The organism is Lyngbya sp. CCY1209 (assembly GCF_055795065.1).
The window spans coordinates 1-14454 of sequence record NZ_JAYFER010000547.1 but is presented as its reverse complement, the minus strand read 5'-3'; the positions used below and the strand labels follow the sequence as shown (position 1 = coordinate 14454).

The following is a 14454-nucleotide window of genomic DNA, read 5'->3' as shown; positions in this document are numbered from 1 at the left end:
AGGTTTGGGAGGGGAAAACCGGATCTGATACAATTTGCGATCGCCCTTCTCACCCAATCAGTGGGGGCAAGCCTCTGTGCTTGCCACCATTTATCCTTCCCCATATCGCCTCAATAAAGCATTCACAACCTGCGGGGAAATGTAGTTCCAGCTCTCCGATGCGACTCAAGATAATCAAACAACTGGCATCGGCAATGACAACATCAGGCATTTTCAAGATCCGACTCTAAATCTTCGACGGAAGGGCTAAACACCGAAACATTGTAATCCGCGATCGCCCCAATAAATTCTTTTTTCGTCAAACCCGCCAACTCCGCAGCCTGTCCCGAAGTTAACGTCCCGTTTTCATATAACTTGGCAGCGATCAACAACCGCAACTCTTCGTCACTGTGTTCGAGAGTGTCGGGAAAATTTAATTGTAAAGTTCGCACCTTCATGTTTAGATATTTCTCCCTGATAATTTTAGATATCGTAGGGGCAAGCCTCTGTGCTTGCCATCCTCACCCCATCAGTAGGGGCAAGCCTCTGCGATCGCCATCCTCACCCCATCAGTAGGGGCAAGCCTCTGCGATCGCCATCCTCACGAGATCACTCTAGAAACCGGGTTTCTACCCACATCTCCATCAAAAACAAAAATGCTTCTAGAAACCCGGTTTCTTATCCCACGAGATCACTCTAGAAACCGGGTTTCTACCCACATCTCCATCACCAACAAAAATGCTTCTAGCAACCCGGTTTCTTCCCCCCACCGAGCCCTTTAGAAACCGGGTTTCTACCCACATCTCCATCACCAACAAAAATGCTTCTAGAAACCCGGTTTCTTCCCCCCACCGAGCCCTTTAGAAACCGGGTTTCTACCCACATCTCCATCACCAACAAAAATGCTCTTAGAAACCCGGTTTCTTCTTCTTACTCATCCATCAAGAGGAAATTTTTCTCGCCGACGCCGACTGATGGGGATCGATCTGGTGAGTCTCCTTCGCTTTTTCCCGACGTTGATGATTCCAGTAAGAGATACAGGGAATTTTCTCCAAGTAACAGCGATCGGCATATTTTTTGGCGATGTCGGTGACTTCTTCGAGCAAACCCGCCTCCAATGTGATGGGTTGCAACCCGTGCCCCAAAAACTTGTCGTTCGTCACATACAGATCGTTTTCATCCGCTTCCATCCGGGGATTGGGAACATAGTCAATTTCCGCACCCGTTATCTCGGATACCATCTTCGCCAGATCTCGGACGCGGTGGGTTTCGGTCATCTGGTTGTAAATTTGCACGATATCCCCCTTCGCCGGTGGATTATCCAGTGCCAACTGAATGCAGCGGACGGTATCTTGAATGTGGATGAAGGCGCGGGTTTGTCCTCCCGTACCGTGTACCGTCAGCGGATAGCCGACAGCGGCCTGCATGAGAAAACGATTCAACACCGTCCCATAGTCGCCATCGTAATCAAACCGATTAATTAACCGCTCGTCCTGTTTGGTTTCTTCTGTCTGCGTCCCCCAGACAATCCCCTGGTGAAGATCCGTGACCCGGATGGCATCATTCTTGTTATAGTAGGCGAAGAACAACTGATCCTGGGTTTTTGTCATGTGATAGACGCTGCCGGGATTGGCGGGATACAAAATCTCATTTTGAATCAATTCGCCTGTGTCGGTTTGGACTTGAATTTTCAGATATCCTTCCGGTATCTTCATCCCAGCCGTGCCGTAACCGTAAACCCCCATCGTGCCCAGGTGCACCACGTGAACGTCCAAATTGGATTCGACGATCGCCGCCAATAAATTGTTGGTCGCATTCAGATTATTATTGACCGTGTAGCGTTTGTGCCAGGAACTTTTCATCGAGTACGGAGCGGCCCGCTGCTCGGCAAAATGGATAACGGCATCGGGTTTGAACTCCACGATCAAATCCAGCAGGCGGGCGTAATTGTCGGCGACATTCAGATTGAAAAATTGGATCTGTTTGCCGCTAATTTCCTGCCACGCTTTCAGGCGAATTCCGAGGGGCTGAATGGGCGTCAGGCTTTGGATTTCCAATTCATTATCGATATTCCGGCGCGACAGATTATCAACGATAACGACCTCGTGTCCGAGGGCGGACAAGTGGAGAACCGTCGGCCAGCCGCAAAAACCGTCTCCGCCCAATACCATGATTTTCATAAACTGCTCCCAAGCATTTACTAAGTTGTTCTCTGTCAATCCAACAAATTATTATACACTTTCCCAGCGTATTAATAATTCGCTCTACAAATTTGAGTCATATCTATGTATATTACAGCTATATCATTGAGATTGTAATCCAGAACGGTACACCTGAAAAGCTCCCGAACCGAAAAAATTTTCTCGCCCTCACCCCCAACCCCTCTCCCAATTCTGGGAGAGGGGAGCTCAATTTGCCATCGCTATCCCATCTCTCGCCCTCACCCCCAACCCCTCTCCCAATTCTGGGAGAGGGGAGCAAGAGTTCCCCCCAAAATTGGGGGGTTAGGGGGGCTTCCGGCACTTCTCGCCCTCACCCCCAACCCCTCTCCCAATTCTGGGAGAGGGGAGCTCAATTTATATCAGATAATCTCAAATATTTGCCGGTCTTTTTAATATCTTTTATTTCCGGATTTTGAACGGTCATCGCCGCACCTCCCGCAACGCTTAAAATCCGCCGATCGCGATCGCCCTCACCCGTTCAAATCCTCCACAAATGCCCGGTGTTCGGCAGACGCCAACCCCTCCTGCAACTTCGCCAAAACCGGCGCCATCTGCCCCGCCAACAGCGGTTCCACATCCAGCCACAACCCCGGAAAAAACGGACTCTTCAGACACCCGGACTCGTCCGCCTCCTGCCGGCGATACTCCCCATCTTCGAGCACGTACCAGCGAAATTCTCGTTCCCCCACCACCCAAACCAGATATTCCCGCACCCCATTGCGGCGGTAAACCCGCAACTTGTCGTGGAGGTCGTAGGATGCGGTACTCGCGGCGATTTCCACGACCAATTCCGGCGCCCCTTCGATATAATCGTCCTCGCTGATTCGCGATCGCCCCCCCGCCTCCTCCTCCAGACGCAGCAAGGCATCCGGTTGGGGTTCGCTGTCCAAATCCAGGCGCATGGTCGTATTGTCACACACCATAATATTTGGAGTATTGGCTTCATAGACCATCAACCAGCCCATTACCAGGCTGTGGGGTCTTCCATGTTGTCTGGCTCTGACCGGTGATGGCACGTAAACGACTCCTTCAATCAATTCTGCCTTTTTGACATCCGGCGACCACCGGTAGCGGCGCTCGAATTCCGGCTGGGACAGGCGATCGCCATTTTCCAAAATCGGCAGAAGTTCCTGAGATGCTGATTGAGTCGAACTCATGACAAACCTTCCCCAATATCTGTGATTCAGTTTATCAGAAGATTGGGCCTATGGCGGGGAGTGGGGAATAGGGAATAGGGAATAGGGAATAGGGAATAGGGAATAGGGAATAGGGAGCGAGTGGAACATCTGGACTGCTTGGGAATCGCCCCCGGTCGCCCCCGGTCGCCATCACTCCCCCAACAGCCGCATCACGAAGCGATCGCGCCCTTGTGCCTTAGCTTCGTAGAGGGCGATATCCGCCCCGGCAACGAGTTGGTCGAGGCTCAGGTCAAAATGGGGGTAAACACTCGCCCCCCCCAGACTGAGGCTCACATATTCGCCGATGGGAGACATTTTGTGGAGCCGCCGCAGCCCCCGAATTTCCGCCCGGATCGCCTCCGCGACGTAGCCGGTTCCCTCGCCGTCCGTGTTGGGCAGAATCACGGCGAACTCCTCCCCCCCGTAGCGGGCCACCAAATCCCCCGGACGTCGCACGGCGCGACTCAGGGCGCGGGCGACCTCCTGCAGACAGCGATCGCCCTCCTGATGCCCATAGGTATCGTTGTAGCGCTTAAAAAAATCGACATCGCACAAAATCAGCGAAATCGGCGTCCCCTCCCGGATCGCCCGCCGCCACTCCGCGTCCAAATAGCTGTCGAACTGTCGCCGGTTGGGCACCTGGGTCAACCCGTCCAACGTCGCCAGACGCTCCAACTGCTGGTACAGTTCCGCCTGTTGGATGGCGATGCCCAACTGCAGGGCCAGTTGTTGCAGGAAGTCGATCGCCGCCGTCTCCCACTGGCGGGGTTCGGAACAGTGCTGCACCATCAGCAGCCCCCAAAGGCGATGGTGGGGACCCGACCCCGACTCTCCCGACACCTCGGCGAGTACCCCATTCAAAATCGGAATGACCAAATTCGCCTTAACCTGCAACTGGGACAACAAATTGATATCGCACCGGCCCGGGTCCGCAGTCGAAATGTCGGTGAGCGCCTGGACTTTTCCCTGCCGGTAGCGTTCCAGATATTGGGGAGTCCAGCAATCCTCCGTCACCGCCGTCCCCACCACGGACTGCCAGCCGGGGGCCACGGATTCCACCACCATCGTGCCGTTCCCGTCCTCCCGGAATTGGTAGATCACCACCCGGTCCGTGTGCAGGTACTCCCGCACCTCCGCCACAGTAGTTTGTAAAATATCATTTAACTTCAGCGATCGCCGGATGCGTTGGGTGATCGAAAACATCAGCCGTTCCCGTTCCGCCTGCTGCCGCAAATTCTGTTCGGCCCGCTTGCGATCGGTGATATCCTCCACCATCCCCTCATAGTAGAGGGTCCGTCCTTGCCAGTCCTTAACGGCCCGGGCTTTTTCAGAAATCCAGATGATCCGGCCGTCGGCGCGGTACACCTGGGACTCGAAATTAACGATCGCCTCCGACTCCCGCAACTGGCGGATGAACTCGTCCCGGCGATCGGGATCGACGTACAACTGTCGGGTGATGTCGGTCAGTTGCGCCATCAGTTCCCCGGGGGTGGCGTAGCCGTAAATCTTAGCCAGGGCCGGGTTGACATTGAGGTATTTTCCCTCCGGCGTGGTTTGAAAGATCCCCTCGATCGCATTTTCAAACAAACTGCGGTACTCCTGTTCGGTGACTTGCAAAGCGTCGAGGGCCCGCTTGCGCTCGGTGATGTCCCGGTAGGAACTCAAAAATAACTTGTCGTCCCCATTGTCCAGGATCGAGGTGGACACCAGCAGGGTCTTGCGATCGCCGGATTTGGTGCGGATCGTCGTCTCCACGTCCCGGACGCCCCCCCGTTCCAAAATTTCGTAGAGTCCGGACAGGGCGGCGGCGTGGGCTTGGGGGTCGGGGTAGAGCCGGCGCAAAAAATCCTGGGAACTTTCCGCCTCTTGCAGGCTGTAGCCGGTAATTTCCCGCATTTTGGAATTGTAGACGATAAACTTCCCCCGGGAATTGCTCAGGGTGATGCCCTCTCCCACGGTTTCGATCGCGCAGGTCAACTGGCGGGCCGTCTGCAGAATTTGGGCCTCCGTTTGCCGGCGGTCCGTGATGTCCTCGCACGTCACCAAAATCCCCACCACGTTGCCCCCGTTGTCGTGGAGGGGGATGCGGTTGGTTTCCCAGTCGGCCGTCCCACCCCCGGGGCGGGGCCGAGTTTCGATGTGGCGGTATTCCGGGGCGTCGGTTTCCATGACCCGGCGATCGCGGACCCGCATCCGTTCGGCCTGTTCCCCCCAGGGGAGATCCTCGTCCCTCAACCCCGCGATCGCCTCGGAACTCCCCAAACCGGCACATTCGGCCCCCCGGCGATTGCACCCCAAATACACCGAGTCGCGGTCCTTCCAAAAAATCGCCTCCGGGATGTTGTCCGTCACCAACTGCAACATCTTTTGCGATCGGTCCAGGGCTTCCCGGGCCCGGAGGCGTTCCTGGATTTCTTGCTGCAGTTGCCGTTCGGCCCGCATCAGTTCCGCCGTCCGCAGGGCGACCGCCTCCCGCAGGTGGCGACACAGGTGCAGCAGTTCTTCCTCGGCCCGCCGGCGCTCGGTGACGTCGATGCCAGACCCGGCGTAGCCCAAAAACGTCCCGTCCGGCGCGAATTGGGGAACCCCCGTGTCGAAAATCCACCGGTACTCCCCATCAAACCGCCGCAGGCGATATTCCTGTCGGAAGGGGTTGCGATCGCCCAAGGCTTGCCGGTAAGCTCTCAAACAGTTTTCGCGATCGTCCGGGTGCACCCCCGCCACCCAGCCTTCCCCCAGTTCCGCTTCCAAGGGACGCCCGGTCAACTCCAACCAAGTGTCGTTGAAAAATGTACACGCTCCTTCCGGGTCGGACATCCACATCATCACGGGTGTCGGTTCCGCCAAACCCCCGAACCGCTTTCTGTCCCGTTCGATCGCCAGGGCCAAGCGGTGCAGGTTCACATCCAAATCGAGTAGCTGTTCCGAACCGAAATTTTCTCCGTAGTGGCAACGGCTACACTCAATCAATTCTGTGTTTCCCATAGGGCGATTTCATATCGATTGCCATTCGGATAATTATACTTCCATCCCCCCGGGTAAGATGTTGTGAACCCGACCACAATCCGTCCCGATTCGTGCTAACATATCGTGATTGTTTGCATCTTTTTTTTCAATCCCCTGCCCTCCACCCGCCCGAGTCGGAACGGCGATCGGGGTGACTCCGACCGGAGCGATTGTAACGAGTTTTGATCGGGTGAGGGATGCACCATTTTTGTCCGCAGATTTCGCAGAATTCGCAGATGGGGAAATTTGCCCCTTCTCCGAACGGTCGGCCCCGACTGCCGCCCGACCGGACAGCTTCCCGCCCGATTGATATCATAATTTTTCCAGTTTTTAATGTCAAGTTAAAACATCAATGTCAGATTCAGAACGTCGAATTTGCATCGTATTTGGAACCCGGCCGGAGGCGATCAAGATGGCGCCCGTCGTCCGGCAATTCCGGCAGTCCTCCCACTGCCAAGTCCGCGTTATCCTGACGGGGCAGCACCGGGAAATGGTCGCACAAGTTATGGATCTTTTTGACCTCAAAGCCGACCGCGACCTGCAAATCATGCGGCACCAACAAACCCTGACGGACATCACCTGCCGCAGTTTGGAAGGACTCGGAAAGCTGTTTGAAGAAATTGCCCCCCACATGGTTCTCGTCCAGGGCGACACCACCACCGCCTTCGCCGCCGCTTTAGCCGCATTTTATCAGAAAATCCCCGTCGGCCACGTCGAGGCTGGACTGCGGACCGACGACCTCTTCAACCCCTACCCCGAAGAGGCCAACCGCCGCCTCATCTCCCAACTCGCCCGACTCCATTTCGCCCCCACCCGACAGGCGGTCGAAAACCTCAAAAATTCCGGCGTTGTCGGGGAAATTTATCAGACGGGAAATACCGTCATCGATGCGTTATTGTCGGTGGCAAAAACCCACCCGAAACTCGATATTCCCCATCTCGATAGTGAGAATAAACGCCTGATTTTGGCGACGGTCCACCGCCGGGAAAATTGGGGGGAACCTTTGGAAGGGATCGCCCGGGGATTTCGGCAAATTCTCGATCGCTTCCCCGACACGGTTTTACTTCTCCCCCTGCACCGAAATCCGACCGTGCGAGAACCCTTAAAAAAAGCCTTGGGCGACCATCCCCGGGTGATTTTGACCGAACCCCTCGACTACGCCCAACTCGTCGCAGCGATCGCCCGATCGCATTTCCTCCTCACCGACTCGGGGGGACTCCAGGAGGAAGCCCCCAGCCTGGGAAAACCCGTTTTGGTATTGCGAAAAACTACGGAACGCCCGGAAGCGATCGCGGCCGGAACCGCCCAACTCGTCGGCACCGAATCCGAGGACATCTTGGCAGCCGCCTCCTCACTCCTCGCCGACCCCGACGCCTACCAAAAAATGGCGACCGCCATTAATCCCTTCGGGGACGGCCGCGCCGCCGAACGCATCGTCCGCGAGGTCGAAAACTATTTCCATAGTCCGGCTCGGGGAGTGGGTTGACAGTCACTTCGCAATTTGCTAAGTTATAACGATCAGTTTTCGGACATCCTCATCCTTGAAATTATAAAGAGCAAAATCAGATGTTTACTACCAATGATAATTATTTGAAAATTCTCTCAGCCTGTCCTCCCCGTCCTATCAAAAATCGGGATGAATTTCTAAAAGTTCAAGCTGTTATAGACGGTTTAATCGACCAACCGGAATTGAGTCCCGATGAACCGGATTACCTAGACGTTTTGGGGACCCTCGTTTATGACTATGAAGAACGGGTCGAAGAACCGATTCCCGACATTTTTGGCGTGGAACTGTTGAAAGTTCTAATTGCCGACCGGGGGATGAAACAAAAAGATCTGGTTCCCATTTTTAAAACCGAATCGATCGCGTCGGATATTTTGAACGGAAAGCGTCAGTTGACCGTGGAACACATTCAAAAATTGGCGGAATTTTTCCACCTTTCCCCGGCCGTCTTTTTTTCGACATCCCATGCCACGGAATAGAAACAGAGGATCTCATCACCCGGTCGTCCCCGAAGCATTGACGGCCGGCGATCTTCCGGATCGCACCGCCGACGGGTTAAAATCTGTAGCAAAGCCGGATCAAATTTAATCTACACTATGGATACAAGAGCATTTAGACGATCGCTCCAGCATTCGGACTCCTACAACCGCAAGGGCTTCGGGCACAAAGAAGAAGTGGCCGGAGTCATGGACACAGCCTACAAAAGCGGCCTGATCCAGGAAATCAGAGACAATAATTATACTCTGAGACGGGGTGACGTCACCATCCGGCTGGCGGAGGCCTTCGGATTCTGCTGGGGGGTGGAACGGGCCGTGGCGATGGCCTACGAGACGCGGCAACATTTTCCAGGCGATCGCATCTGGATCACCAACGAAATCATCCACAACCCCTCCGTCAACCAGCATTTGCGGGATCTGAACGTCGAGTTCATCCCCGTCGAAGACGGCCAGAAAGACTTCTCCGTGGTGGAAGCCGGCAATGTCGTCATCCTCCCGGCCTTCGGGGCCAGCGTCCAAGAAATGCAGATCCTCAACGACAAAGGTTGTAAGATCGTCGATACCACCTGTCCCTGGGTGTCGAAAGTTTGGAATACCGTCGAAAAGCACAAGAAAAAACAGTACACCTCCATCATCCACGGGAAATACAAACACGAAGAAACCGTCGCCACCAGTTCCTTCGCGGGTAAATATTTGGTGGTGTTGAATTTAGAAGAGGCCGAATATGTAGCCGACTACATCCTCAACGGCGGCGATCGCGGGGCGTTTTTGGCAAAATTCGACGGTGCCCACTCCGAGGGATTCGACCCCGATCGCGACCTCGACTGTATCGGCGTCGCCAACCAAACCACCATGTTAAAAAGCGAAACCGAACAGATCGGAAAACTGTTTGAACGGATTCTGATGAAAAAGTACGGTCCGGAGAATTTGAACCAACATTTCCAAAGTTTCAATACCATCTGCGACGCCACCCAGGAACGCCAGGACGCGATGCTGAATTTGGTGGAGGAAAAATTGGATCTGATGTTGGTGATTGGCGGGTTCAACTCCTCGAATACCACCCACCTGCAAGAGATGGCGATCGAACGGGGAATTCCCTCCTATCACATCGACGGTCCCGATCGCATTCTCGGCGGAAACCAAATCGAACACAAACCCCTGGGCCGGGATCTCGAAATCGCCGAAAACTGGCTTCCGAACGGTCAAATCGTGGTGGGCGTCACCTCCGGCGCCTCCACCCCGGATCGGGCCGTAGAAGGGGCGATCGAGAAACTCTTCGCCCTGAAACTGATTGGGGTGTAGGGACAATTGATAATTGACAATTGACAATTGACAATTGACAATTATCAATTTCCGCCCTCCTGCCCGGGAGCCCCGCCACCTCCCCCGCCTCTCAACTTCCGGGCAAAGTCGAATAAATCTTGATAGGCTAGAACGGTATAGCTGACCGATCCGATCCAATTGCACAGATCGAAATCCAGGGAGCGCAGAAAAATCATGCGGATTGATCCGTCGGTTGATATCCGTTGAAAACCAACTTGTAGACCAGCCTAGGGTAGAGGAAGTGACCATGAAAGCCATGATTTTGGCCGCGGGCAAGGGTACTCGCGTTCGTCCCATTACCTACACCATCCCCAAACCTCTGATTCCCATCCTCCAGAAACCGGTGATGGAATTTTTGGTGGATCTGTTGCGGCGACACGGTTTCGACCAAATTATGGTCAACGTCAGCCACTTGGCGGATGAAATCGAAAACTACTTTCGCGACGGCCAACGCTTCGGCGTCGAAATTTCCTATTCTTTCGAGGGGAGTATCGAAGATGGCAATCTGATCGGGAAAGCCCTGGGATCGGCCGGGGGGATGAAGAAGATCCAGGATTTCAATCCCTTTTTCGACGATACCTTTATCGTCCTCTGCGGCGACGCCCTGATCGATTTGGACCTGACGGAGGCCGTGAGGTGGCATAAAGAAAAGGGTGCGATCGCCACCGTCGTCATGAAATCCGTACCGAAAGACCAGGTGTCGAGTTACGGCGTCGTCGTCACGGACGAGGAGGATCGGATCAAGGCGTTTCAGGAAAAACCCTCCGTCGAGGAAGCCCTCAGCACCAGCATCAACACCGGAATTTATATCTTTGAACCCGAGATTTTCGACTACATTCCCTCCGGCTGCGAGTACGATATCGGTGGCGACCTGTTCCCCCATCTGGTGGAAATCGGCGCCCCCTTCTACGGCATCACGATGGATTTTGAATGGGTGGACATCGGCAAAGTGCCCGACTACTGGCGGGCGATTCGCAGCGTGTTGCTGGGCGAGGTGAAAAATGTCCCCATCCCCGGGCGGGAAGTCGCCCCCGGCGTTTACACCGGGTTGAACGTGGCTGTCAATTGGGATAAAGTTCACATCGAAGGGCCGGTTTACATCGGCGGGATGACCCGCATCGAAGATGGCGCCACGATCGTCGGTCCGACGATGATCGGGCCGAGTTGTTCGATCTGTAGCGATGCCTACGTCAGCAACAGCGTGATCTTCGAGTATTCCCGTCTCGGCCGCGGCGTCCGCCTGGTGGACAAGTTGGTGTTCGGCCGCTACTGCGTGGACAAAGAGGGGGCCGCCATCGATGTCCAAGCCGCCGCCCTGGACTGGCTGATCACCGACGCCCGCCAGGTGATCGCCGAGCCCCCCGAAGAACATCGGGCGATCGCGGATATTCTCAGCACGTCCTGAGAAGTGAGACAAGAGGGGTGAGAAGTGAGACCATTCTCGCTCCCAACTTCTCACTCTTTGCTCCTTCCCTGTCGAGTTGGCTTTGTCATGTCTTCAACGATCTGCGATCGCGCGTCATTCAAATTAGCCGAACCGGGTGCATCCTACCCCACCCAACCGTCCGGCGATCGCGATGGCGGACTCCGGTTGGTGGAAGTGTTGGTGGACTTGCCGACTCGGCGGGTGACGACGGCGGAAGAAGAGACGGAAAACCTCTATACCTACGGCATTCCGGCCCACCTCGACATCGAACCCGGGGATATTCTCAGCGTGCCTTTCGGCAGCCAGCAGGTGGGGGCGATCGCGATCCGGTTGGTGTCCGACCTGCCCCCCGGCTTGGCCCCGAACCGCCTGCGGGACGTGGAAGACGTCACCGGCCGCGGCTTCTTCCCCGCCACCTACTGGCAACTCCTCCAACGGGTTTCCAACTACTACCAAACCCCCTTAATTCGGACGATCCGCACCTCCCTGCCGCCGGGGTTGCTGCGTCGGAGTCAGCGTCGCATCCGCCTGATTCCGGAAGCCGTCCCCCCCCACGCCGAACAGTTTTTGCAGCCGTCCGCCCAGACCATCCTCCGCCTCCTCACCCAATCCGGTACGGGGGATTACACCTGGCAATATCTCCAGCGGCAGGTGAAGGGCGGCTATCGCGGACTGCAAGATCTCCTCAAACGGGGGTGGGTGGAAAGTTACCTGGAACCGCCGAGCCCCCCCCGCCCGAAACTGAAACAGGCGATTACTCTGGTTGTGGATTTGCCCCCCCGAGATCTCACCCCCCGCCAGCGGGAGGTTTTGGAAAGTCTGCGACGGCGGGGAGGCGAAATGTGGGTGACGGAGTTGCTGCAAACCTGCAACACCAGTTCGGGTTTGCTGAAAACCCTGCAAGAAAAGGGGTGCGTCGTCCTGGACGAGCGGGAAGTCTTGCGGCGCGATCGCGGCATCCCCACCGCCCCCGATCGCCCCAAATCCCTCACCCCCCACCAAGAAAGCGCTTTGGAGATCGTCAATCATCTGTCCGGCTTCCAGCGGGTGCTCCTCCACGGCGTCACCGGGTCGGGTAAAACGGAGGTGTATTTGCAAGCGATCGCCCCCATTTTGGAGCGGGGACTCTCGGCCCTCGTCCTCGTCCCGGAAATCGGCCTGACTCCCCAACTCACCGACCGCTTCCGCGCCCGGTTCGGCGACCGCGTTTTCGTCTACCACAGCGCCCTGTCCGAGGGCGAACGCTACGACACCTGGCGCAACATGACCCGGGGAACGCCCCAAGTGGCGATCGGGACGCGATCGGCCATATTCGCCCCCCTGCCCAATTTGGGGTTAATTATCCTCGACGAAGAACACGACGGCAGCTTCAAACAAGACCAGCCCCAGCCCTGCTACCACGCCCGCACCGTGGCGATTTGGCGGGCCGAACTGGAAGATTGTCCCCTGATTTTGGGGTCGGCCACGCCCTCCCTGGAAAGCTGGCAAGAACACCGCCACACCTCCGACCCCCACACCCACTACCTCTCCCTCCCCGAGCGGGTGTTCTCCCGCCCCCAACCCCCCGTGGAAGTCGTGGATATGCGGCGGGAGTTGAGGCGGGGAAATCGATCAATTTTTAGCTACAGTTTGCAGGAGGCGATCGGCCAATTGCGCGATAACAACCAACAGGGCATCCTCTTCATCCACCGCCGGGGACACAGCACCTTCGTCTCCTGCCGCAGTTGCGGCTACGTCGTGGAATGCCCCCACTGCGATGTCTCCCTCTCCTACCACCACACCCACGCCGACGCCGTCCCCCGGTTGCGGTGCCACTACTGCAACTATTCCCGCGACTACCCCCAACGCTGTCCCGAATGCGATTCCCCCTACTTTCGACATTTCGGCAGCGGCACCCAGCGCGTCGCCCAGGAATTGCAGCGGACGTTCCCGGAATTGCGCTTCATCCGCTTCGACAGCGACACCACCCGCGCCAAAAACGCCCACCGGGTGCTGCTGACTCGCTTCGCCCACCGGGAGGCGGATTTGTTGGTGGGGACCCAGATGCTCACCAAAGGGTTGGATTTGGATTCCGTCGGGTTGGTGGGGATCGTGTCGGCGGACGGACTGCTACACCTGTCGGACTACCGGGCCGGGGAACGGGCGTTTCAGACGCTGTTGCAGGTGGCCGGACGGGCGGGGCGGGGCGACGATCCCGGCCGGGTGATTTTGCAGACCTACACCCCCGAACATCCGGTCATCCAAGCGGTGCGGAACCACGCCTACGAAGCTTTTGTGGAAGCGGAACTGCGGCAGCGTTCGGAACTCAATTATCCCCCCTCCGGCCGGCTGATCTTGCTGCGGTTGAGCGGCGCCGATGCCGGAGAGGTGGAGCGGACGGCCGAAAATCTGGCGCTGGAGTTGCAGGGGGCGATGGGGAATTCGATTGGGGAACTGTTGGGGCCGGCTCCCGCCCCCGTGATGCGGGTCGCCGACCGGTATCGCTGGCAGGTTTTGTTGAAGTTGCCCCCGTCTGAGGCGGAAATCCCCCCCATTTTTGACTCTTTGGGAAGAGGCCGTCCCCGCTCCGTCCGCCTGACGATTGATGTCGATCCCCTGACATTGGGATAAAAATGGGGATCGAAGGGTGCGACTCAAAGCGCCGAAAAGCTGACCTAGATGGATTTACAGCCTCCGGTGAAGTATCGTTTGCTACAAACTTTCCCGGCGGATCTGATATCTTATATCGGCATATCTGGGTAAGATAGCAAAGTGGACACTTTGTCAAATTATTGTTACCATTTGTAACAATTGCCCCGAGTGGCAAATCCAGCTTAGGAACTTACATCTAATCGTTCAGGAGTTCAAATCATGATGGAATCAAACGGCAACCTATCTTTGGAACAACAATTCAACCTGTCTTCGTTCAAAATGCAGGTGAACCAGATGAGTCGGGAACAGGCTCAAGAGTTTTTGGTGAACCTCTACGAACAAATGTTGATTCGAGAGAATATGTACCAGCATTTTCTCAAGTACCAGTGGGGTTTGGAGTCCAGTCCGGGTACTGAATAAACTCCCACTGCTGTCGATACCAGTCGGCGACCTGGTGTCTCTTACTTTTTTCCCGTCCGGAAGCGAGTTGGGGGTAGCGGGGCGTCCACTTTACAAAATAATTAACAATTAATAATTAATAATTAATAATGAAAGAGGGAGTAGGGAGTAGGAAATAGGGAGTAGGGAGTAGGGAGTAAAATTTGTAGGGGCAACCGTCCCGGGTTGCCCAACCGTCCCGGGTTGCCCAACCGTCCCGGGTTGCCCAACCGTCCCGGGTTGCCCAACC

General features: G+C 56.0%; 10 protein-coding genes. 6 read left to right on the top strand and 4 right to left on the bottom strand.

Going from position 1 to position 14454, the window contains the following annotated elements:
- Window positions 1–203: 203 nt before the first annotated feature.
- The 4 genes from AC0QHF_RS18895 to AC0QHF_RS18880 form a co-directional block, all read right to left on the bottom strand.
- The gene (locus tag AC0QHF_RS18895) at window positions 204–437 is read right to left on the bottom strand and encodes a UPF0175 family protein (protein WP_324705790.1); all 234 of its coding nucleotides are present in this window, start codon (window positions 435–437) and stop codon (window positions 204–206) included.
- A gap of 483 nt (window positions 438–920) precedes the next feature.
- Window positions 921–2159 carry an NAD-dependent epimerase/dehydratase family protein gene (locus tag AC0QHF_RS18890; RefSeq protein ID WP_324705789.1) on the bottom strand — a complete coding sequence of 413 codons (1239 nt, stop codon included), beginning with the start codon at window positions 2157–2159 and terminating at the stop codon, window positions 921–923.
- A gap of 512 nt (window positions 2160–2671) precedes the next feature.
- On the bottom strand, window positions 2672–3358 hold the full coding sequence (locus tag AC0QHF_RS18885; protein ID WP_324705788.1) for a Uma2 family endonuclease: 687 nt from the start codon (window positions 3356–3358) through the stop codon (window positions 2672–2674).
- 171 nt (window positions 3359–3529) lie between these two features.
- Window positions 3530–6364 carry a PAS domain S-box protein gene (locus AC0QHF_RS18880; RefSeq protein WP_324705787.1) on the bottom strand — a complete coding sequence of 945 codons (2835 nt, stop codon included), beginning with the start codon at window positions 6362–6364 and terminating at the stop codon, window positions 3530–3532.
- 373 nt (window positions 6365–6737) lie between these two features.
- Between AC0QHF_RS18880 and wecB the strand changes: the two genes are divergently transcribed.
- From wecB to AC0QHF_RS18850, 6 genes are all read left to right on the top strand, one after another.
- Complete coding sequence (gene wecB / locus AC0QHF_RS18875) at window positions 6738–7871, top strand: non-hydrolyzing UDP-N-acetylglucosamine 2-epimerase (RefSeq protein ID WP_324705786.1); 1134 nt, start codon at window positions 6738–6740, stop codon at window positions 7869–7871.
- A gap of 80 nt (window positions 7872–7951) precedes the next feature.
- A complete protein-coding gene (locus AC0QHF_RS18870; RefSeq protein ID WP_324705785.1) occupies window positions 7952–8368 on the top strand; it encodes a helix-turn-helix domain-containing protein in 417 nt (138 codons plus the stop codon).
- A gap of 117 nt (window positions 8369–8485) precedes the next feature.
- Complete coding sequence (locus AC0QHF_RS18865) at window positions 8486–9688, top strand: 4-hydroxy-3-methylbut-2-enyl diphosphate reductase (protein ID WP_324705784.1); 1203 nt, start codon at window positions 8486–8488, stop codon at window positions 9686–9688.
- A gap of 268 nt (window positions 9689–9956) precedes the next feature.
- A complete protein-coding gene (locus tag AC0QHF_RS18860; RefSeq protein WP_324705783.1) occupies window positions 9957–11114 on the top strand; it encodes a nucleotidyltransferase family protein in 1158 nt (385 codons plus the stop codon).
- Between the two features lie 87 nt (window positions 11115–11201).
- Complete coding sequence (priA, locus tag AC0QHF_RS18855; RefSeq protein WP_324705782.1) at window positions 11202–13745, top strand: primosomal protein N'; 2544 nt, start codon at window positions 11202–11204, stop codon at window positions 13743–13745.
- A gap of 243 nt (window positions 13746–13988) precedes the next feature.
- The gene (locus AC0QHF_RS18850) at window positions 13989–14186 is read left to right on the top strand and encodes an NblA/ycf18 family protein (RefSeq protein ID WP_324705791.1); all 198 of its coding nucleotides are present in this window, start codon (window positions 13989–13991) and stop codon (window positions 14184–14186) included.
- Window positions 14187–14454 lie beyond the last annotated feature (268 nt).